The organism is Micromonospora sp. NBC_00617 (assembly GCF_045161355.1).
Lineage (GTDB): Bacteria > Actinomycetota > Actinomycetes > Mycobacteriales > Micromonosporaceae > Micromonospora.
Genome location: NZ_CP107751.1, coordinates 5492574 through 5512489, shown reverse-complemented (window position 1 = coordinate 5512489; position 19916 = coordinate 5492574). Strand labels below are relative to the sequence as shown.

Annotated in this window: 20 protein-coding genes; 11 read left to right on the top strand and 9 right to left on the bottom strand. The window is 72.5% G+C overall.

The annotated features are described in order from the left end of the window. Positions 1 to 77: 77 nt before the first annotated feature. Positions 78 to 1112, top strand: a complete 1035-nt coding sequence (locus tag OG505_RS25335; RefSeq protein ID WP_405434699.1) for a FecCD family ABC transporter permease — start codon at positions 78 to 80, stop codon at positions 1110 to 1112. 47 nt (positions 1113 to 1159) lie between these two features. Next, positions 1160 to 1939, top strand: coding sequence for an ABC transporter ATP-binding protein (locus OG505_RS25330; protein ID WP_405434697.1), 780 nt, complete (start codon positions 1160 to 1162; stop codon positions 1937 to 1939). On the opposite strand, the gene OG505_RS25325 is transcribed toward OG505_RS25330, so the two are convergent. The 5 genes from OG505_RS25325 to OG505_RS25305 form a co-directional block, all read right to left on the bottom strand. Then, complete coding sequence (locus OG505_RS25325) at positions 1936 to 2709, bottom strand: VOC family protein (protein ID WP_405428214.1); 774 nt, start codon at positions 2707 to 2709, stop codon at positions 1936 to 1938. The two genes, OG505_RS25330 and OG505_RS25325, sit on opposite strands and share 4 nt — an antisense overlap. 94 nt (positions 2710 to 2803) lie before the next feature. Then, positions 2804 to 3541, bottom strand: coding sequence for an ABC transporter permease (locus OG505_RS25320; RefSeq protein WP_405428212.1), 738 nt, complete (start codon positions 3539 to 3541; stop codon positions 2804 to 2806). A gap of 11 nt (positions 3542 to 3552) precedes the next feature. After that, positions 3553 to 4506, bottom strand: coding sequence for an ABC transporter ATP-binding protein (locus tag OG505_RS25315; RefSeq protein WP_405428210.1), 954 nt, complete (start codon positions 4504 to 4506; stop codon positions 3553 to 3555). Then, positions 4503 to 4829, bottom strand: coding sequence for a transcriptional regulator (locus tag OG505_RS25310; protein ID WP_405428208.1), 327 nt, complete (start codon positions 4827 to 4829; stop codon positions 4503 to 4505). Before OG505_RS25310 ends, OG505_RS25315 begins: the two co-directional genes overlap by 4 nt. Beyond that, a complete protein-coding gene (locus OG505_RS25305) occupies positions 4826 to 5464 on the bottom strand; it encodes a transporter (RefSeq protein WP_405428206.1) in 639 nt (212 codons plus the stop codon). Before OG505_RS25305 ends, OG505_RS25310 begins: the two co-directional genes overlap by 4 nt. A gap of 192 nt (positions 5465 to 5656) precedes the next feature. Here OG505_RS25305 and OG505_RS25300 point away from each other — a divergent pair, with 192 nt between their 5' ends. After that, on the top strand, positions 5657 to 6268 hold the full coding sequence (locus OG505_RS25300; RefSeq protein WP_405428204.1) for a hypothetical protein: 612 nt from the start codon (positions 5657 to 5659) through the stop codon (positions 6266 to 6268). A 71-nt stretch (positions 6269 to 6339) separates the two neighbouring features. On the opposite strand, the gene OG505_RS25295 is transcribed toward OG505_RS25300, so the two are convergent. Both OG505_RS25295 and OG505_RS25290 read right to left on the bottom strand, forming a co-directional pair. After that, on the bottom strand, positions 6340 to 8610 hold the full coding sequence (locus OG505_RS25295) for a HelD family protein (RefSeq protein WP_405428202.1): 2271 nt from the start codon (positions 8608 to 8610) through the stop codon (positions 6340 to 6342). A gap of 549 nt (positions 8611 to 9159) precedes the next feature. Further along, entirely contained in the window at positions 9160 to 10410 is a 1251-nt protein-coding gene (locus tag OG505_RS25290) for a DUF222 domain-containing protein (protein ID WP_405428200.1), read from the bottom strand. Between the two features lie 284 nt (positions 10411 to 10694). Between OG505_RS25290 and OG505_RS25285 the strand changes: the two genes are divergently transcribed. From OG505_RS25285 to OG505_RS25275, 3 genes are read left to right on the top strand one after another with little or no spacing between them, the layout of a single operon-like run. Further along, a complete protein-coding gene (locus tag OG505_RS25285) occupies positions 10695 to 11273 on the top strand; it encodes a winged helix-turn-helix domain-containing protein (RefSeq protein WP_405428198.1) in 579 nt (192 codons plus the stop codon). A 43-nt stretch (positions 11274 to 11316) separates the two neighbouring features. Next, a complete protein-coding gene (locus OG505_RS25280; protein ID WP_405428196.1) occupies positions 11317 to 12843 on the top strand; it encodes an MFS transporter in 1527 nt (508 codons plus the stop codon). Then, complete coding sequence (locus tag OG505_RS25275) at positions 12795 to 13646, top strand: menaquinone biosynthetic enzyme MqnA/MqnD family protein (protein ID WP_405428194.1); 852 nt, start codon at positions 12795 to 12797, stop codon at positions 13644 to 13646. The genes OG505_RS25280 and OG505_RS25275 overlap by 49 nt, the downstream gene beginning before the upstream one ends. Before the next feature lie 44 nt (positions 13647 to 13690). Here the strand turns inward: OG505_RS25275 and OG505_RS25270 are convergent, their stop codons facing one another. Both OG505_RS25270 and OG505_RS25265 read right to left on the bottom strand, forming a co-directional pair. Then, positions 13691 to 14653 carry a hypothetical protein gene (locus tag OG505_RS25270; RefSeq protein WP_405428192.1) on the bottom strand — a complete coding sequence of 321 codons (963 nt, stop codon included), beginning with the start codon at positions 14651 to 14653 and terminating at the stop codon, positions 13691 to 13693. After that, positions 14653 to 15642: a serine hydrolase gene (locus tag OG505_RS25265; RefSeq protein ID WP_405428190.1), complete on the bottom strand. Its 990-nt coding sequence runs from the start codon at positions 15640 to 15642 to the stop codon at positions 14653 to 14655. The genes OG505_RS25270 and OG505_RS25265 overlap by 1 nt, the downstream gene beginning before the upstream one ends. 369 nt (positions 15643 to 16011) lie before the next feature. Here OG505_RS25265 and paaA point away from each other — a divergent pair, with 369 nt between their 5' ends. The 5 genes from paaA to paaE are packed head-to-tail and all read left to right on the top strand — an operon-like array spanning position 16012 to position 19673. Beyond that, positions 16012 to 17091, top strand: coding sequence for a 1,2-phenylacetyl-CoA epoxidase subunit PaaA (paaA, locus tag OG505_RS25260; RefSeq protein WP_405428188.1), 1080 nt, complete (start codon positions 16012 to 16014; stop codon positions 17089 to 17091). Then, positions 17088 to 17375: a 1,2-phenylacetyl-CoA epoxidase subunit PaaB gene (gene paaB, locus OG505_RS25255; RefSeq protein ID WP_405428186.1), complete on the top strand. Its 288-nt coding sequence runs from the start codon at positions 17088 to 17090 to the stop codon at positions 17373 to 17375. Before paaA ends, paaB begins: the two co-directional genes overlap by 4 nt. Continuing rightward, positions 17372 to 18097: a 1,2-phenylacetyl-CoA epoxidase subunit PaaC gene (gene paaC / locus OG505_RS25250; RefSeq protein WP_405428184.1), complete on the top strand. Its 726-nt coding sequence runs from the start codon at positions 17372 to 17374 to the stop codon at positions 18095 to 18097. The genes paaB and paaC overlap by 4 nt, the downstream gene beginning before the upstream one ends. Then, a complete protein-coding gene (gene paaD / locus OG505_RS25245; RefSeq protein ID WP_405428182.1) occupies positions 18091 to 18567 on the top strand; it encodes a 1,2-phenylacetyl-CoA epoxidase subunit PaaD in 477 nt (158 codons plus the stop codon). The genes paaC and paaD overlap by 7 nt, the downstream gene beginning before the upstream one ends. After that, complete coding sequence (gene paaE / locus OG505_RS25240) at positions 18564 to 19673, top strand: 1,2-phenylacetyl-CoA epoxidase subunit PaaE (RefSeq protein ID WP_405428180.1); 1110 nt, start codon at positions 18564 to 18566, stop codon at positions 19671 to 19673. The genes paaD and paaE overlap by 4 nt, the downstream gene beginning before the upstream one ends. The last annotated feature ends 243 nt before the right edge of the window (positions 19674 to 19916 follow it).

Here is a 19916-nt window from a genome sequence, read left to right as displayed (position 1 = left end):
GGCTGCCGACCGGCGCCCGGCGCCCGGCGCTGCCCTCGGCCGTGGCGCTGCCCTCGGCCGGGACACGGCCCGCCGGGGTGCGTAAACGCTGGGTGGTCGCCGGCGTCCTCGCGGTGCTCGTCGCGCTCCTCGCCGGGGTGTCGCTCGGGCCGGTCAGCCTGCCGCCGGGCAGCGTCGCCGCCGAGTTGCTCAACCTGATCCCCGGGGTGCACCTCGACAGTGGGCTGACCGAGCGGGAGATCGCCATTGTCACCGAACTGCGGCTGCCCCGGGTCGTGCTGGGCCTCCTCGTCGGCGGTCTGCTCGCTCTGGCCGGCGGCTGCTACCAGGGTGTGTTCCGCAATCCACTGGCCGACCCGTACCTGCTCGGCGTCGCCGCCGGCGCGGGCCTCGCGGTCACCGCGGTGATCGCCCTCGGCGGCGCCGGCCGGCAGGGCGCGATCTCCGGGCTGCCGTTGACCATTCCGCTGGCCGCGTTCGTCGGCTCGCTGCTCGCCGTGACGATGACCTACCTGCTCGGCGCGGCCGGCGGGCGGAGCAGGTCCCCGGCGATGCTGATCCTGGCCGGCGTCGCGGTCTCCGCGTTCCTCTCCGCCGGGCAGACGTACCTGCTCCAGCGGCACTCCGACAGCATCCAGCCGGTCTACTCCTGGCTGCTCGGCCGGCTGGCCACCGCCGGCTGGCACGACGTGCTGCTGGTGCTGCCGTACGCCGCCCTGACCACCGTGGTGGTGCTGCTGCACCGCCGCGAGCTGGACGTCCTCGCGGTCGGCGACGACGAGGCGAGGAGCCTCGGCCTGCACCCGCAGCGCTCCCGCTACCTGCTGATCGCCGCCGCGTCGCTGGGCACCGCCGCGGCGGTCTCCGCGACGGGGCTCATCGGCTTCGTCGGCATCATCGTGCCGCACACCGTGCGGCTGCTCGCCGGGTCGAGCTACCGGGTGATCCTGCCGCTGTCACTGCTGTTCGGGGCCGCTTTCCTGGCCCTGACCGACGTGGTGGCCCGTACCGCCGCCGCCCCGGCCGAGGTGCCCATCGGCGTGGTCACCGCACTGCTCGGCGGCCCGTTCTTCGTCCTCGTGCTGCGCACCGCCCGACGGGTGCTCACGTGAGCACCGAGCCCGGACCGGCGGGCGTGTCCGCTCCCGCGCAGGCCGGCGTGCCGGCCGTCGAGGTGCGGGGGTTGCACGTCAGTCTGGACGGCACGCCGATCCTCACCGGCGTCGACCTCACCGTCGCGGCCGGCGAGTGGGTCACCGTGATCGGTCCGAACGGCGCCGGCAAATCCACCCTGCTGCGCGCCGTCGGCGGCCTGCTGCCCGCGCCGGAGGCCATCACCCTGTTCGGTACGCCGAGCACCGCGCTGCGCCGTCGCGACCGCGCCCGGGTGGTGGCGACGGTGACGCAGTCCCCGGTGGTGCCGCCCGGCATGTCGGTGCTGGACTACGTGCTGCTCGGCCGCACCCCCTACATCCCGCCGCTGGGTCGGGAGTCGACCGCGGACGTCGCCGCCGTGCACGAGGTGCTGGACCGCCTGGACCTCACCGGCTTTCACCGCCGCGAGCTGGCGACCCTCTCCGGGGGAGAACGACAGCGGGTCTTCCTCGCCCGCGCGCTCGCCCAGGGCGCGACGCTGCTGCTGCTCGACGAGCCGACCAGCGCGCTGGACATCGGTCACCAGCAGGAGGTTCTGGAGCTGGTCGACCAGCTGCGTCGCGCGCACGGTCTGACGGTGCTCGCCACCATGCACGATCTCTCCCTGGCCGGGGAGTACGCGGACCGGATGGTGATGTTGGCCGACGGTCAGGTGGTGGCGACCGGGACGCCGCACGAGGTGCTGACCGAGCACCTTCTCGCCACCCACTACCGGGCCAGTGTCCGGGTGGTCCCCGGCACCAACGGCCCTCTGGTGGTCCCCATCCGTCCCCGCCCGGCCTAACTCCCGGCGTCGCCCAGGTCGATGACCGAGAAGAGTGCTCCCTGGGGATCGCGGAGGGCGGCGAACCGGCCGGTCGGGATGTCGCGGGGTGGCACGAGGATGGTTCCGCCGAGTTCGGCGGCGCGGGCGGCGGCAGCGTCCGCGTCGGTCACCGCGAAGTACACCGTCCAGTACGCCGGGAGGTCGGCCGGGAAGTCGTCGGCGAGCGGCGGCATCATTCCGGCGACGATCCGCGCGCCGAGCCGCCACCCGGTGTACGTCATGCCGCCGACCGGCTGCTCGTCCGGCTGCCACCCGAACACCAGCTCGTAGAAGACCTTCGCCCCGTCCGGGTCGGGGGTGACCAGTTCGTTCCAGCTCATCGCGCCGGGCACGTTGAACGCCTCAGCGCCGGGCATCGCCAATGGCTGCCAGACGCTGAACGTGGCGCCCGCCGGGTCGGCGAACACCGCCATCCGGCCCCGGTCGAAGACCTCGAACGGCGGCACCACGACCTGCCCACCGGCGCGTTCGACCCGGCCGGCGGCCAGTTCCGCGTCGTCGGTGGCGACGTACGTCGACCAGATCGGCACCTGGTCGGGGATGGCCGGCGGGCCGACACCGGCCACCGGCTGGCCGTCGAGCAGGAAGACGGTGTAGCCGCCGGCCTCGGGCTCCGGTGTCACCCGTCCGGTCCAGCCGAACAGTTCGGGGTAGAAGCGCCGCGCGTCGGTCAGGTCCGGGGTGGCCAGGTCGGCCCAGCACGGCGTACCCGGCGGGACGGTGCTCACGTCAAGACCCCTCTCGGCCGGCGGCCACGGGCGGCCCCCCTGCCGGAATCCTGGCACCGTCCCGCCGTGGCAGGGGGCGGAAACGAACGAATCGTCAGCTGAACCGGCGACCCTCGTCCCGTCGGTACGCCCAGGCAGCGAGGGAGGCGAGCAGCACGACCCAGACGCCGAACATGATCAGCGCCAGCGGCTCGACCGGGTAGTCGCCGACCGCCGACCACATGAGTTCGGCCGCGCCCCGGGTGGGCAGGAACGGTGCGATCGTCTCGATGAACCCGGGCGCGTCTCCCGGGGCGGAGAGCAGCCCGCCGCCGAACGCGAGCGGCAGGAAGACGACCTGTGCCACCACGATCGCCGCCTTGCTGGGCAGCGAGTAGCCGATGGCGAGCCCCATCAGCGTGAACGGCACCGAGATGACGGCCACCGTGACGGCGGTCAGCAGGAACGCCAGCGGGGTGACCCGGGCCGGGGTCAGCGTCGCGCCGATCACCACGACCGGGATCAGCGAGAGGTACGTCAGCACGAGGCCGGCCAGCACCCGGCCCGCGAAGCGGGGCCCCGGTCCGGTCGGCAGAGTCCGCGTGTACGGGTTCCACGGCTGGTCGCGGTCCTCGGCGACGCCGATGCCGTACTGGAAGATGTTGGCGCTCATCACCGAGAAGGTGACCATCGACGCGGTGGCGAAGGTGGCGCCGACCGCGTCGTCACCGGTGAACGGCACCACGAAGAAGATCATGGCGGCGGCGGGGAAGAAAGCGCTGCCGACGACGGCCACCGGGATCCGGATGATCTCCAGAAGTTGGTAGCGGGCGTGGACCAGGGCGAGTTGCACGGTGCGCCTCCTCAGCGGGTGGTGGGTCGGCCGCCGGCAGCGGCGGGGGCGGGGTCTTCGGGGGTGGGCTGCGCGGCGACGTGGGCCTGCTCCTGACTGCCCGTCCCGCTGGTGATGGCGAGGAACGCCTCCTCCAGCGAGGTGGGCCGCACCTCCAGGTCGGTGAACGCCGCTCGGGAGCCGACCAGCGCCCGGACCAGCTCGTCGGCGTCGGTGGTGAGCAGGTGCAGGCGTCCGTCGACCCGTTCGGCGCGTACGACGCCGGGCAGTTCGGGCAGCTCGTCGGCGACCAGGCTGACCCGGCGTACGCCGACGATGCCGCGGACGGCCTCGACGGTGTCGTCGGCGAGCACCCGGCCCTGCCCGATCACCACCACGCGGTGGGCGAGCGCCTCCACCTCCTCCAGGTAGTGGCTGCTCAGCAGGACGGTTCCGCCGTCGTCGTGGAACGCGCGGATCGCGTCCCACAGGGTGTGTCGGGCCTCGACGTCCAGGCCGGTGGTCGGCTCGTCGAGCAGCACGAGCCGGGGCCGGCCGACAAATGCCAGCGCCACGGCCAGCCGGCGACGCTGGCCGCCGGAGAGCCCGCCGGTCTGCCGCCGGGCGAGGTCGCCGAGGCCGAAGCGGTCGAGCAGCTCACCCCGGGGCACCGGGTCGGGGTAGTGCGCGGAGACGAAGTCGACGACCTCGCCGACGCGCAGCGTGCCCGGCAGGCCGGTCTCCTGCGGGGTGACGCCGATCTGCCGCCGGGACGCCGGGTCGCGGGGGTCGCGGCCGAACAACTCGACCCGACCCGAACTGGGTCGACGCAGACCGACCAGCAGATTCATCAGGGTGCTCTTGCCGGCGCCGTTGGGACCGAGCAGGCCGACGAGCTCGCCGGCCCGGACCTCCAAATCGACGCGGTCGAGGGCGAGGACGTCGCCGTACCGGCGGCTGGCCTGGTCGGCGCGGGCGAGGGTCATGACTGCTCCTTCGACGGGGTGGGGCCGAGCTGGGAGGGATCGAGCAGGGTGCGGATGGCTTCGGTGTACTCCTCGAACGCCAGCCGGCCCCGCCGGCTGAGCCGGATCAGGGTGGCCGGGGTACGTCCACGATGGGTCTTGCTGATCTCGACGTACCCGGCGTCCTCCAGCTTTCGCAGGTGGACGGAGAGGTTGCCGGCGGTCATCGCGAGCAGTTCCTGGAGTCGTGGAAAGGTGATCCGGTCTCCGTCGCCGAGCGCGGAGAGCGCGGCGACGACCCGCAGCCGCGCCTGGGCGTGGATGACCGGGTCGAGCTCGGTCATGACCGGCGTCGCTGTCGCAGCCGGGCGATGGTTCCGGCGATCAGGATCCCGGCCCCGCCGGCCACCGAGATGACAAGGGCGTGCCAACCCGGCCCGGCGATCACGCCGACCACGTTGATCACGCTGATCCAGACGCCCAGTCGGAAGAGGTCCCGGTCCAGCCAGATCGCGCCGCCCGCCATGTGCAACGCCCCGGTCAGCCCCACGGCGGCAGCGGACCAGAGCAGCGCCGTCAGATCGTGCGGCAGGTGTTCCGAGACCCGGCCGACCGCCGCGTACGCGCTCACCGAGCCCAGTGCCCAGGTCCACCCGTACCAGCGGCCGCGCTGGGCCGAGTCCCCGGTCACCTGGCCGTACGCCCGCGCGCCGGCCACCGCCTGGATCGCGCCGGCGGCCACCAGCAGGGTGAAGAGCGTGGCCAGGGGCAGCCAGTCGGGCAACCGGACCAGCACCCGTCCATCCGGGGAGTAGCGCAGGAAGAACAGTCCGAAGCCGACCAGCCAGGCCACGCCCCACGGCCAGTAGAGCAGCCGGGCGTCGGGTTCCAGTCGGGAGACCGTGGCCGCCTGCTGGTCACGGATCAGCCGGAGTGCGGTCGCCGCGTCGGAGGGAGGGAGGTCATCGTCGGGCTCCATGCAAAGTACTTTACGGCGCAAAGCCGAGCCCGTGTGTCCCGCTCGACTGCCGGGTTGCCGACGGCTGCGCCACGTGCCGGCGGGGAGCCGACCCGCGCGCCAGAAGGCGGCACCGCCCGGGCCACGCGAACCGGTGATCGACCCAGCCGGCACGGGACGGTGCCGGCGGCGACACGGACCGATACTGAGCCGATGGTCGACATCAACTACCGGGAGGCTCTGACTCACCTGGTCGAGCCGGGCGAACAGGTCCTCGCCGTCGCCAGGGCGCAGATCGCCCAGGGTGTCCTGCCGCCAGACCCGCCGGCCGCACCGCAGACAGCGCCCTCCTGCGCGGGTGGTGTCGTGACCGGCGCCGGGGTGCTGATGAACCTGATCTCCCCGCTGATCTCCTTTCCGGCGGGAGACCGGATCGTCGACCGCGTGGCCTACGGGGTCGCGGGTCGGGGAGCGCCCGGCTCGTGCGCCTCCACGCTGCAACACGCCCGGCGGCCGGTGCCCCCGGCGACCACCACCAGGGACACCATCCTCGCCGTCACCGACGGGCGGCTGCTCGTGTGCGTGTCCGGGCCGATGAAGCTCTGGTCGAGCCGCGCCGACGACGAGCGGGCCGCCGCCGAGACCAGGATCGTCTGGTCGGCCGCACGGACCACCGTCGCCGCTGCTCGCGTGGGTTGGCATCGGCTCAACCCGAAGCGGCTGCGGATCGAGTTCACCGACGGCTCGTGGCTGGCGTTCACGGTGCCGATCGCCGAGCCCGGCAAGCCACTGCGCGAGATCGCCGCCGCACTCACCGGCCGCTGACCCGCCCGACCCGCCCCGAGCACCGGCGAGCTGGCCGTGGTCCGCGCCAACGCCGCCGGGCACAGCGCGGTCTACAGCGGCGCCGGCTCCAGTGGTGCGGCCTGTGACGGCGTCTGCGGCGGCGCGGGCAGCAGTGGCGCGGGCAGCGGTTCGCGGTGCAGCACCGAGAGGCGGGACACCGCCCGGGTGAGCACCACGTACAGCCGGTGCAGCCCGCGTGGTTCGGCCGCGACTATCGCGGCCGGCTCGACCACCACCACGTGGTCGTACTCCAGGCCCTTGACCAGCGTCGCGGGCACCACGGTGACCCGCTCCGCGGCGGCGACGTCGTCGGCGGTCGCGGTGGCGACGCCCGTGGCGGCCAGCGCCGCGCGCAGCTCGTCGACCGCGTCGTCCGCGGCGATCACACCCACCGAACCGTCGTGCGCGAGCGCCGCGCGCACCTCGGCCACCGTCGCGGCGGTCAGATCGGCCACGGTACGCACATCCAGGCCGCCGTCGTGACGCAGCGACTCGGCCGGCGGTACGTCCACCGCCAGCGCCGGCAGCAGCAGGTTGGCGAACGCGACCACCGCCGCGGGCACCCGGAAGCCCACCGTCAACGGCACCACCACGGCGTCCGGCTTGCCCAGGTGGGTCAGGGACTCCCGCCAGTCGGTCGCCGCCCACGGCGCGGTGCCCTGCGCGAGGTCACCGAGCAGGGTGACCGAGCCGTGCTCACTGCGGCGGGCGATGGCCCGACACTGCATGGGGGAGAGGTCCTGAGCCTCGTCCACCACCACATGCCCGAATCCGGAGGGGCGCTCCAGCAGCCCGGCAGCCTCGTCGACCAGCACCGCGTCGGCGGCGGTCCAGCGGGCGGCCTTCGGCGTACGGGCCGGCTTCGCCCAGACCAGCAGCGCCTGCTCGGCGTCGCTGAGCAACCCGTCCGCAGCGGTGGCGAGTCGGGTCGGGTCGGAGAGCAGCCCGTGGACCAGCCCTTCCGGGGTGAGCGCCGGCCAGACTGCGTCCAGGAAGTCCACCACCGGCCGGCACCGGCTCATCCGGCGCAGCCACGCGTCGCTGGGCGACTCCGCTCGCCGTGCCTCGGCCTGCCGTTGCAGGAGACTCACCACGCGCGCCCGGACCCGCTCCCGGCCGGTGCCGTACGGCAGCCCCTCCCGACGGGTCTCCTCGACGATCCGGTGCAGCGGCTCCAGCCCGATCCGCCACCGGAACGAACCGTCCGACACGGTGATCGAGTCGGTCGGTGTACCGATCTGTGCCTGCACCGCGCGCCGCAGGACGCTCGCCATCCGCGCGTCGTGCTTGAGCGCGGCCACGGCCGGCGCCTCCACCGCCCGCACCGGCACCCGCGAGATCAGCTCCTCCACGGTGGCCTGCTCGACCTCGACCTCACCGAGCGCCGGCAGCACCGCCGCGATGTACGACAGGAACGCCCTGTTCGGGCCCACGATCAGCACTCCGGCCCGCCGCAGCCGCTCCCGGTGCAGATACAGCAGGTACGCGGCCCGATGCAGGCCGACCGCCGTCTTGCCGGTGCCTGGCGCCCCCTGCACGCAGATCGAGTCGGCCAGGTCGGCCCGAACCAGCTCGTCCTGCTCCGGCTGAATCGTGGCGACGATGTCGCGCATCGGCCCGACGCGCGGTCGTTCGATCTCGGAGGTGAGAATCCGACTGGCCGTGCCCAGTTCCTCGCCCCGGTCCAGCCGCTCATCCTCGAAACTGGTCAAGACCCCGTTGCTGAACCCGAACCGCCGTCGGACCGCCACTCCCTGTGAATCGCGCGCGCTGGCTCGGTAGAACGACCGGGAGACCGGCGCCCGCCAGTCCAGCACCAGCGGCTCGCCGTGCTCGTCGGTGACATGCCGCCGCCCCACGTGATACCGCCGACCGTGATGGCTGCCGCTGCCGCTGCCGCTGCCGCTGCCGCTGCTGCTGCCTCCGGTGCCTCCGCCTCCCTCGCCTTCGCCTTCGCCTTCGCCGGCGCTGGTGGTGGCGGCGCTGGTGGTGGCGGCGCTGCTTGTGCTGCCGGCGTTGGTCGTGGTGGCGCTGGTCGTGAGTCCGCTGGCCGTCCTCTCGTCGCTCGGGGTTTCACCGAAGTCGAGGCGGCCGAAGAACAGCGGCGTAGTGGGGTCGTCGGCCAGTTCGGCCACGCGGCGGGCCAGCGTACGGCCGAGCATCTCCGCCGCGTACGGGTCGCCGGCCACCTGGTCACCGGTCGAGAAGAGAGCTTCGGCCCGCTCCCGCATCCGGCGGAGCGCCGCGCGCGAGGTGGCCAGATGGGCGCGTTCGGCGACCAGATCCGTTTCGGGGTGGGTGTCCAGGTCAGGTGCGGGCATGCTGACGTCCCATCGTTCACATCTGCTGCGCGCTCGCGTGTCCGGTGGCGGATGGCCGCCCGCCCGGCGCGGTGACGTCCGTTCCGGTGCAGCTCACCTCGGCCGTCAAGCGGGCTGCAACCCTACGCCCTTCCGAAGACCCCTTCCACCGAATTACCGACCGGACCACCCGTTCGCGCTGGCGTGGCGCATGACGACGTAGCGCCGGGCGCGCACTGCGAGGCAAGATCATCGCGTGCGGTTGCCCTGGAGTGGCGGGCGCGGTATGCCGCAGTTGGGCCTGAGGCCGGTGCTGGGTGGCCCGGCCGGAGCGGGACCAGCCTGGGTCGGCAGGCCCGCGGGCCCGCAGGCCCGCAGGCGGGCAGGGCAGGGCAGGGCAGGGCAGGCCAAGCTGGGCGGTGGTCGGCCGGGCCGACCTGGGTCAAGTCGGATGGGCTCGCCGGTGCGTCGGGGGTGGCCGGGGTAGGCGTGGACGATCGGCCCGCCGACCCGGCCGCCGTTGCTGGTCGCTGGGCGCGGCCGGTTCGCGATGAATGGGCCTCGCGGCGCTCAGCAGCGCCGGTGGTAGAGGTTGCGCCGCGGGGTGCGGAGCGGATCCATCCAGGCGGGCGGGAGGAATTCGGGCCTGTCGTCCGCTGCGATGCGGACGGTCCAGTCGCCCTGGTGAAGGAGTCGGTGATGGTGTCCGCAGAGCAGGACCGCGTTGCCCAGCGTCGTCGTGCCGCCATCGGCCCAGTGGCGGACGTGGTGGCCGTCGCACCAACGGGATGGCCGGTCGCAGCCGGGGAAGGCGCAGCCACCGTCGCGCAGCACCAACGCGCGCCGCAGTGGGCCGGTGAAGAGCCGGCGCTGACGCCCGACGTCCAGGATCTGGCTGTTGCCGCCCAATACGGCCGGGAGGACTGCGGAGTCGCAGGCCAGGCGGCGGACCGCGCCCGGGGTGAGGCGCACCCCGGTTTCCAGGGTGCCTGCGCGTACGCCGTTGACCAGGGCGTCCAGTGACATGGTGACCACCAGTTGCGGCCGGTCTCCACCGTTGTCGGGCAGGTCACCGGTGCGCAGTGCCAGCCGGCAGATCTCACCGAGTGCGTCCGCCCGGCGTTGACCGGGACTGCGCTCGTCGTGTTCACCGGCCGGGGCGCAGAGCGGATCGATCGCCTCGCGCAGCAGGCTCGCGGTTTCGGTGTCGAGGGTGCCGCTGAGGCGTACCTGACCATCCTGCTGGCCGGAGAGGGTGACGTGCCGGCGGGCCTCGGCTCGCTCGGTGGCCCGCTTGAGAGCTGCCAGCTCTGCCTGGTCTGCCAGGTCGGGCGCGACGTGCGCGAGGACGCGCTCCCCGAGGCGGCTCAGGGTGGCCGGGTCGAACCGATCGGCCCACGTGATCAGCAGCTCGGTGGCTTTGTCGGCCACCTCCGGCCCGGCCTCGACGGGCAGGGCGGCGATGGTTTCCGCCAGCACCCGGCCCTGCTCCACGGTGATGCTGCCGGTGTGCACGGCATCGCGGACCGCTGGTGGCGCGGCGTCGAGGGTGGCCGCGAGCTGAACGAGCTGGCGGGCGGATCGGCTGGAGAGCCGGAGGCGATCCCGCAGCCAGACCGAGGTGGACGAGGCGCCTTCGGCAACGGCCAGACCTCGGGCGTCCAGCTCGCGCACCAGGCCGAGCTGGACGGCGGCCAATCGCTGCCCCACCTTGTGGGCTGCGTCGAGCGATGCGAGCAGTTCGTTGTCGGAGAGGGCCCACGCCGCAGCCTCGACGCAGTCGTCGACGGCACCGCTCGCCTGTGCCAACGCCCCCAACATGAAGACACGATAGAACAGATGTACGACAACTTCGCGCCGCCGGATGACGGTCCGGCTCGGCCTCGCCAACTCGCCAGTTCGGGGTACGCAACTCCCGGCGGTCCTCGGTGACGCGAAGGAAGGCCGCCACTGGCGTCGACGCAGCCGGCGACCCCAAGTTCGATCCCCGGCGCAGGCCCATGCCGCGATCATCCGACAGTCGGCTGACCGCCGAGGAGGCGTCCGACGTGGGTGGGATGCGAGGGGTGATGGCGGGTCGGGTGGGTGGCCGGGATCATGGAGGCATGACCGAGGCCCGTCCCGAGCCGCTTCGGATGGTCAGCGACCCGCAGGTGATGCGGGCGCTGGCGCATCCGGCCCGGATCGCGATCATGGAGTATCTCCATAGCCAAGTCGGTGGCGGCACCGCCACCGAGTGTGCGGAGATCGTCAGGCTGTCACCGAGCGCGACCAGTTATCACCTGCGGGCGTTGGCGAAGTTCGGCTTGGTGGAGCAGGCGCCGAGCCGAGGGGACGCCCGGGAACGGGTGTGGCGCACGTCGAGCCCCAGCCTGCTGGTCGACGCGGGCCGCGAGGCCGGGCCCGAGGCGCGGGCCGCGGAACAGGCCCTGGTGGAGGCGCACGCGGTGCGCGCCATGGAGCGGACCCGGGACTGGTTGCGCCGCGCCGGGGATGAACCCCCTGAGTGGTACGACGCCGCGCTGTTCAACGAGGCGCTGCTCGTGCTCACGGCAGAGGAGTTGGCCGCCCTCAACGAAGCGGTCTTGGCGCTGCTGAGGCCGTACTACCCGCGGCACCGCAGGGATGTGCCACCGGACGCGCGTTCCGTCGCCGTTCAGTACCGGACGGTGCCGCTGGCATAGACGGGGGTTGTGTTGACCAGTTGTGAAGGATTATTTTCGAAGTATGTCCTTCACAACTGGTCCGCCGCGCTGGTCCGACGTGTGGCTCGCCGCCTCGGCTCGTGGAATCACGATCTGTGGCGACTTCCTCGCCGCCACCGCGCTCGCGCTGGCCCTGCAGGGTGCCGGAGCCGGCGGGCTCGCCGTGTCGGGGCTGCTGCTCGCGGCCACCCTGCCCCTGGTGGTGCTGGCACCGCTCGCCGGCCGGATCGCCGACCGGGTCGACAGCCGTACCCTGCTGGTGACCGTCGGGCTGGCCCAGGCCGCGATCTGCACGTTGCTCGCCGTCGTCGCCCACCCGGTTCTGGTGGTCGGGCTCGTCGCGCTGCTCGCCTGCGGGCTCGCGGTGACCCAGCCCTGCCTGGCCGCGCTGCTCCCGGCGATGGTCCGCCCGGCCGACCTGCCCCGCGCCAGTGCGATCAGTCAGACCGCTGTCTCCCTCGGCGCGCTCGGCGGCCCGGTGCTGGCTGGCCTGCTCGTGGGGCAGTTCGGCACCCGCGTACCGCTGCTGATCGACGCCGCGACCTATCTGGCGCTGGTGGCGGCCGGCCTGCTGCTGCGGACCCGGCGCGGTGGTCGCCGGACCGCCGCTGCCGGGGCGAGTGCTGCCGGGGCGGGAGCGCCGACCGCAGGCCCGCAGACCGAGGCCGGACCGACTGTGGCCGGGCCATCCGTGGCCGGGCTGCCTGCTGCGGGCGGTACGGCCGAGGGCTGGCGACTGCGGCTGGACCCGCTGATGCTCGTCATGGTGGCGAGCACGGCCGTGGTGATCGCGGCGGTCGGCGGCATCAACGTGATCGAGGTCTTCTTCATCCGGGAGACGCTGAACGGCTCTGCCACCACGTACGGCCTCGTGGGTGCCGCCTGGATGGCCGGGATGTTGTCCGGTGGCTGGCTGGCGGCGCGGCTCGCGCGCCGGCTGGACGACGACAGCGCGCTGGTTCGCGCGGTGCTGATCGCGCTCGCCGGGTGCAGCCTGATGGTGCTGCTGGCCGCGTTGGTGCCGACAGCGGGCGTGCTGGTGCCGCTCTGGCTGGTGGCCGGCGCGGCGAACGGCGCGGGGAACGTCTTCGCCAACCTTCTCATCGCTCGTCGGGTGCCGGGGGCGATGCACGCTCGTGCGTACGCCAGTTTTGGCGCGGCGGTGCAGGGCGGCTCGATGGCCGGCTATCTGCTCGGCGGTGCGCTGCTCACGCAAGGTTCGCCCCGGGCGTTGATCGCGGCGGCCGGCGCGGCCGGCCTCCTGGTGGTGCTGGTGTTCGTGCCGGTGGTCGCCAGAGTGGTACGCGGGTCGGTGCGCGAGCAGTCGGCCGCAGCGGGGCATGCCACGTCGGCTGGACCGGTGCTCCCGCAGTCGACCGGCCCCAACCGCGAGGGAACGACGGCGTCGGAGGGTCCGCGACCGGGTGGGGCGGATGCGGGGTTGGCCACTCCAGGCCGGCCCGTCGGGCCCGAGCCGGAGGCCGGGGATACGGTCGGGTCATGGCTGAGCGCGTCGCACGCCCGCGGGTCGGGCACATCCAGTTCCTGAACTGTCTGCCCATCTACTGGGGGCTGATGCGCTCGGGCACCCTCCTCGACGTCGACCTGCACAAGGACTCGCCGGATCGGCTGAGCGCCGCGCTGGTCGCCGGCGACCTCGACATCGGCCCCATCACGCTGATGGAGTACCTGAAGCACACCGACGAGCTGCTTCTCCTGCCGGACCTGGCGGTGGGCAGCGACGGGCCGGTGCTCTCGGTCAACATGGTCTCCACCCGTCCCCTCGCCGAGCTGGACGGAGCCCGGGTGGCGCTCGGTTCGACCTCGCGCACCGGGGTCATGCTGGCGCAGTTGTTGCTCGCCGAACGGTACGACGTGCGGCCCGACTACTTCCGCTGCCCTCCGGACCTGACCCAGATGCTGCTGGAAGCCGACGCCGGGGTGCTGATCGGGGACGTGGCGCTTCGCGCCTACCACGAGGCGCCGTTGCGGGGCCTCACCGTGACCGACCTCGGGCAGGCGTGGCGGGACTGGAGCGGGCTGCCGATGGTCTTCGCCGTCTGGGCGGTCCGCCGCGACTTCGCCGCCGCACACCCGGGCCTGGTGAAGGAGGTGCACGAGGCGTTCCTCCGCTCGCGCGACCTCTGCCTCGCGGAGCTGGACCAGGTCGCCGAGGCGGCAGCGCGCTGGGAGGCGTTCGACGCCGCGACGCTCGCCACGTACTTCCGGACCCTGGACTTCTCGCTCGGCGAGCGGCAGGTCGCCGGGCTGCGTGAGTTCGCCCGGCGGGTCGCCGCGCTCGGCGAGGTCCCGGCGCTGCCTGACGGTGGCCCGGAGTTTTTCGCCGGCTGAGCAGCCGGGCCGAGCCGGGCCGGGCGCACGCGGTCGGCGGGTGATCAGGTGCCGGGGCGCAGCAGCGCCTCGGTGATCTTCTCGCAGTTCTTCATGCCGTAGTCGTAGCCCAGGCCGATCGGGTACTTGACCATCACGCCCATCGTCCAGGTGTCGCCGATGGCCAGGCAGTTGATGTGCATCTCCTGCTCCGCGGTCCGGTCGATCCACCCGTTCTTGATGGCGATCTGCTTCTGCTCGGCGGCCGGGAACGCCTTGCGGATGCCGAAGTCACCGGCGCCGCGGACGAGCTTCATCTCGTTGAGCAGCCACTTGGTCCACTTCGGTCCGGCGGCGGTGCCGGTGGCGATGCAGTTGCCCAAGCGGGCGGCGTCGCGGGGGGAGAGGGCCGTACGGGACCACCCCTTGTCGGGGGCGACGCTGCTGTCGGTCAGCTTGCACATGGAGAGCAGCCGCTTGATCGAGGCGTCCCGGCCGACCGAGTTGTAGAACTGCTCGGCCCGGGTGTTGTCGCTGTCCCGGATGATCCGGGTGGCGTCGGCGAGCTTCGCGTCGCTCGGCGTCTGGCCGGCGTCGGCGGCGCGGCGCAGATAGTCGGCGACGATCCAGGATTTGATCATCGAGGCGGTGGTGCTGGTCTCGTTCATGTTCTTCGAACCGATGATCTTTCCGGTCCGGCGGTCGAGCACGCTCCAGGAGTACCAGCCCTGGATGTCGAGGTCGAGGTCCTTGGCCTGGAACGGCAGCGGCGCCAGGGCGGGGCTGGGGCTCGGCGACGGCGGGGACGGCTGACGGGCGCTGCGGTCGGTGGCCGCGCCGGTGGACCGGTCGCTGGTCGTCGCTCCGGAATCACCCCACGTGGCGACGGCGGTCGATTCGAACGGTGACCCGGGCAGGAGGCGGAGCGACACCAGCACCAACCCGATGAGGATGACCGCGACAGCGATCAGGCGCAGCGGCGAGGTCTCACCCGCACCGCGCCGGTCGGCCCGCCGGTTGCCGGCCATCAGAGCTTTCCGACCGGCTGCTGCGGCACCTTGAGCGCGGCGCCCGGCTGCGGGGTGACCAGTTGGGTGGTCACGCTGGCGCAGACCTGCGCGCCGTAGTCCAGGCCGCTCCTGATCGGATAGCGCAGCATGACCGCGAGACTCCATTTTTCGTTGACGGCGAGGCAGTTGACGTGCCAGTTGCCGTCGTAGCTGATCGGGGTCCATCCGTTCTTGATGCTGACCGGACCCTGCGCGGTGATCGACTTCGGCAGACCGTCGATGATGCCCCAGCGGCCACCACCGGACTCCGACTTCTGGTCCTTCTTCGCGGTGCTGCCGTGGACCTTGCTCATCTGATCCAGCACCCACTTGGTCCACGTCGGGCCGGCGGCCCTGCCATCGGCGATGCAGTCGCCGAGCCGGGCGGCGTCGCGAGGGGACATCCGGGTCTGACTCCAGTAGCCGGTGTACGGGTCCACGTTGCCGCGCTTGGTGTCGGTCAGTCCGCAGATCTTGATCGCCCGCTGGATCACCGCGTCGGGCGTGCTGCTCGTCGACGCCTTGTACGAACCGCCCGCGGCGGCGTGGACCTTGTTCGCCGCGGTGTCGTTGCTTTCGATGATGGCGAGCCGAGCCGCTTCCTTCAGCGCGGCGGTCGGCTGCTTCTTGGGGCCGAGTTGGCGCAGGTAGTCGGAGACGATCCACGCCTTGATCATCGACTCGGTCGTGCTGGTCGAGGCCATGTTCGGCGACCCGGAGATCTTGCCGGTCTGGCGGTCCAGCAGCGCCCACGAGAAGAACTCGCCCTTGAAGGCCACCGACACCCGGCCGGCGGCCAGCGTGGGCGGTGGCGGCGGGGTCGGCCTGGGCGCGGCGACGCTGGCGCCGCCACCGCCGCCGCCAGCGCTGTCGTCGGTGGAGAGCCGGGCGTACGCGGCGGGGACCAGAAGGGCGCCACCGAGAAGGACAGCCACGACGGCGAACACCATGGTCACGCGAGATCGCATGAGTTGGGTGAGCTCCAGATATCAGGGCCGGGGGACCGGCTTCGTTGTCCGGGACGACCGGTGCGTGCGCCAAGGCCGGGGGAGGTGGCCTCTGTGGAGACGGCGTGGGGGCAGCCGATCGTGTGACCGGCAGAAGTCTACGTCCGGACAGGCCGAGCGCCAGGGTTAGACACCAGGCAACGTGCCAAATCGGTGGAAAATCCCGCTGGTATGCGGCTTCTGGGGGGTTTCATCTTCTCCCCGTGACTCAAGTCATAGAAGCCGGCTCACGATGCGTAGCCAGGAACTGCCCATCGGTGACGGAACGCCATTCGGGTTTCCTGTTACACCCCCTGGTGCATTGGGGTGCAAGCTGTAACACTTGTCCGCATGTATGGCAACGACTTCTCCGCCCCTGGCGACGCACCGGACGACGCGCCCGGCGCTGGCCTGCTCGGCGAGGTCGAGGCCGCCGAGGCGGAGCTGCGGGCCGCCGCGGCGCGTGAGCGCCGCGGCGGCCCCGCGCCGGACGAGGACCTGGCCGCGTACTTCACCGAGGTGGTCGACGCGGAGCAGAAGATCGAGCCGCGCGACTGGATGCCCGAGGCGTACCGCCGGACGTTGATCCGGCAGATCGCCCAGCACGCCCACTCCGAGATCATCGGCATGCAGCCGGAGGGCAACTGGATCAGTCGGGCGCCCTCGCTCAAGCGCAAGGCGATCCTGCTGGCCAAGGTCCAGGACGAGGCGGGCCACGGGCTCTACCTCTACGCCGCCGCCGAGACCCTCGGCATCAGCCGCGACGAACTGGTCCAGCTGCTGCTCGACGGTAAGCAGAAGTACAGCTCGATCTTCAACTACCCCACGCTGACGTGGGCTGACGTGGGGGCGATCGGCTGGCTGGTGGACGGCGCGGCGATCGTCAACCAGGTGCCGCTGTGCCGGTGCTCCTACGGCCCGTACGCGCGGGCGATGATCCGGGTCTGCAAGGAGGAGTCGTTCCACCAGCGCCAGGGCTACGAGATCCTGCACACCCTGGCGCACGGCACCCCGGCGCAGCAGGCCATGGCCCAGGACGCGGTGGACCGCTGGTGGTACCCGTCGCTGGCCATGTTCGGCCCGCCGGACGGTGACTCCACCCACTCCGCCCAGTCGATGGCCTGGAAGATCAAGCGCTTCTCCAACGACGACCTGCGCCAACGCTTCGTCGACATGTGCGTCCAGCAGGCGGAGATCCTCGGGCTGCGCATCCCCGACGACGACCTGCGCTGGAACGAGGAACGGCAGGCGTACGACTACACCCAGCCCGACTACGACGAGCTGATGCAGGTCATCAAGGGCAACGGGCCGTGCAACCGGGAGCGGATGGCGCACCGCCGGGCCGCCCACGCCGACGGCGCATGGGTACGCGAGGCCGCCGCGGCGTACGCCGCCAAGCGAGCGGACAAGAGGGAGAAGGTGGCCGCGTGAGCAACGAGTACTCGCCTCTGTGGGAGGTCTTCGTGCGGGCGCGACGTGGGCTGTCGCACACCCACGTCGGCAGCCTGCACGCCCCGGACGCCGAGCTGGCCCTGCGCAACGCCCGCGACCTCTACACCCGCCGGCAGGAGGGCGTGTCGATCTGGGTGGTGCCGGCGGGCGCGATCACCGCGTCCAGCCCGGACGAGAAGGACGCCTTCTTCGACCCGGCCGCCGACAAGGTCTACCGCCATCCCACCTTCTACGAGGTGCCGGACGGGGTGGCACACCTGTGAACGGGCCGTTCGGCTTCGCCCTCGCCCTCGGCGACGACGCGCTGATCGCCGCGCAGCGGCTGGCCGAGTGGACGACCCGCGCGCCGGAGATGGAAGAGGACATCGCGCTCGCCAACATCGCCCTCGACCAGCTCGGCGCGGCCCGCCTGCTGTTGTCGTACGCGGGTGAGCTGGAGGCGGCAGGTCGGGACGAGGACGCGCTGGCGTACCTGCGTGACGACCGCGAGTTCCGCAACGTGCTGCTGGTCGAGCTGCCCAACGGCGACTTCGCGGTGACCATGGCGAAGCTGTTCTTCCTCGCGGCGTACCAGTTGCCGCTCTACACCGCGCTCGCGTCCTGCCCGGACGAGCGGCTGGCCGCCATCGGCGCGAAGGCGCGCAAGGAGTCGGCGTACCACCTGGACCACGGCGCGCTGTGGGTCAGGCGGCTCGGCGACGGCACCGAGGAGTCGCACCGCCGGATGCAGGAGGCCGTCGACCACGTCTGGCCGTACACCCACGAGCTGTTCGCCGCGGACCCGGCGGCGCCGGTCGACCCGGCGGGCCTGCGGGCGGCGTTCGACGAGACCGTCGGCCCGGTGCTGGCCGAGGCGACGCTCACCCGCCCGGAGCGCGGCTGGGCGCCGACGGGCGGGCGGGCGGGCGTGCACACCGAGCACCTGTCCTACCTGCTCGCCGAGATGCAGGTGCTGCACCGCGCCCATCCCGGGGCGAAGTGGTGAACCCCAGGGACGCGGCCGCGTCGGTGGTGGACCCGGAGATCCGGGTGATCACCATCGACGAGCTGGGCATCCTGCGGGCGGTCGAGGAGGACCCGACCAGTGGCCGGGTCACCGTCACCATCACCCCGACCTACACCGGCTGCCCGGCGATGGACGTGATCCGGGCCGACATCCAGCGGGCGCTCGCCGCCGCCGGCCACGCCGACGCGGAGGTCCGGACCATCTACAGCCCACCGTGGAGCACCGACTGGATCTCCGCGGGTGGGCGGGCCAAGCTCGCCGCCGCCGGGATCGCCCCGCCAGCCCCGGTGCCCGCCGCCGGTGTCGTGTCGTTGACCCTCGCGGTCCGTTGCCCGCAGTGCGGATCGCCGGAGACCGAGCAGGTCAGCCGGTTCGGCTCGACCGCCTGCAAGGCGCTGTGGCGTTGCCGTTCCTGCTCCGAACCCTTCGACCACCTGAAGGCGCTGTGACAGTCACCATCTCCCGACCGGTCCGCCGCCGGCCGGCCTTCCACCCGCTGCCCGTCGCCGCCGTCGACCGGCTCACCGACGACTCGGTCGCGGTCACCTTCGCCGTACCGCAGGAGTTGCGGGAGGCGTTCGCGTTCCGCGCCGGTCAGCACCTCACCGTGCGGCGGGTGACCGACGACGGCGACGACGTGCGCCGGTCGTACTCCATCTGCTCCACCCCCGACGACCTGGCCCGGCACGGCCGGCTGCGGATCGGGGTGCGGGAGATCCCCGGCGGCGCGTTCTCGGCGTTCGCCTGCGGCGCGCTGCGCCGCGGCGACACCGTCGAGGTGATGACGCCGCTGGGCACCTTCACCACGACGTTCGCGGCGGACCGGGCGCGGCACTACGGCGCGGTCGTCGCCGGGTCCGGCATCACCCCGGTGCTCGCGCTCGTCGGGACGGCCCTGGCCGTCGAGCCGGCCAGCACCTTCACCCTGGTGTACGGCAACCGCACGGCCAACCGGGTCATGTTCGCCGAGGAGTTGGCCGACCTGAAGGACCGCTACCCCACCCGGCTGCACCTGGTGCACGTGCTGTCCCGGGAGCAGGGTGAGTCGCCGCTGCTGTCCGGGCGGATCGACGCCGAACGGCTGGAGCGCCTGCTGGGCACCATCGTGCCGGGCGAGGCCATCGAGGAGTGGTTCCTCTGCGGCCCGTACGGCATGGTGGTCGACGCCCGGGACGTGCTGACCGCGCGCGGGCTGCCGGAGTCGGCGGTGCACACCGAACTGTTCCACGTCGACGCGCCACCGGAGCCGGTGGCCCGTCCCGTCGACCAGCCGGGCACCGGGACGGACGTCACCATCGTGCTGGACGGTCGGTCGTCGAGCTTCACGATGGGCCGCGAGGAGCGGGTGCTGGACGCCGCGCTGAAGGTGCGCGGCGAGCTGCCGTACGCCTGCAAGGGCGGGGTCTGCTCGACCTGCAAGGCGAAGGTCGTCGACGGGTCGGTGACGATGGCCCGCAACTACGCCCTGGAGCCCGACGAGCTGGCCGCCGGCTATGTGCTGACCTGCCAGTCCAGCCCGACCACCGACAGGCTCACGGTCGACTACGACGCCTGACGGCCCACCTGCGGACGGGGTGGCGTGCCGGATGGTTGACTGTCGATGCAAAGCCTGTCGAGCTGCCCCAGAGATGGGGCAGTCAGGACCGCCAACGGTGTGGCGGACCGGTGCTGGGGCCCCGCCGAGCGCGCGCCGCCCCACAGTTGGGGCAGCTCGACAGGCTCGCGGGGGCGGGTGTGGGTCGGGGCCGACGTCAAGGCGCCGACGCCGTCTTGACACCTCGGCCAGGTGCGGCGCGGG

Coding starts and splice junctions, on each gene's coding strand:
- OG505_RS25315 (WP_405428210.1), bottom strand. CDS start 4,506: ATGACCCTCGCCCGCGCCGACCAGGCCAGCCGCCGGTACGGCGACGTC.
- OG505_RS25310 (WP_405428208.1), bottom strand. CDS start 4,829: ATGACCGAGCTCGACCCGGTCATCCACGCCCAGGCGCGGCTGCGGGTC.
- OG505_RS25305 (WP_405428206.1), bottom strand. CDS start 5,464: ATGGAGCCCGACGATGACCTCCCTCCCTCCGACGCGGCGACCGCACTC.
- OG505_RS25300 (WP_405428204.1), top strand. CDS start 5,657: ATGGTCGACATCAACTACCGGGAGGCTCTGACTCACCTGGTCGAGCCG.
- OG505_RS25295 (WP_405428202.1), bottom strand. CDS start 8,610: ATGCCCGCACCTGACCTGGACACCCACCCCGAAACGGATCTGGTCGCC.
- OG505_RS25290 (WP_405428200.1), bottom strand. CDS start 10,410: ATGTTGGGGGCGTTGGCACAGGCGAGCGGTGCCGTCGACGACTGCGTC.
- OG505_RS25285 (WP_405428198.1), top strand. CDS start 10,695: ATGACCGAGGCCCGTCCCGAGCCGCTTCGGATGGTCAGCGACCCGCAG.
- OG505_RS25280 (WP_405428196.1), top strand. CDS start 11,317: ATGTCCTTCACAACTGGTCCGCCGCGCTGGTCCGACGTGTGGCTCGCC.
- OG505_RS25275 (WP_405428194.1), top strand. CDS start 12,795: ATGGCTGAGCGCGTCGCACGCCCGCGGGTCGGGCACATCCAGTTCCTG.
- OG505_RS25270 (WP_405428192.1), bottom strand. CDS start 14,653: ATGGCCGGCAACCGGCGGGCCGACCGGCGCGGTGCGGGTGAGACCTCG.
- OG505_RS25265 (WP_405428190.1), bottom strand. CDS start 15,642: ATGCGATCTCGCGTGACCATGGTGTTCGCCGTCGTGGCTGTCCTTCTC.
- paaA (WP_405428188.1), top strand. CDS start 16,012: ATGTATGGCAACGACTTCTCCGCCCCTGGCGACGCACCGGACGACGCG.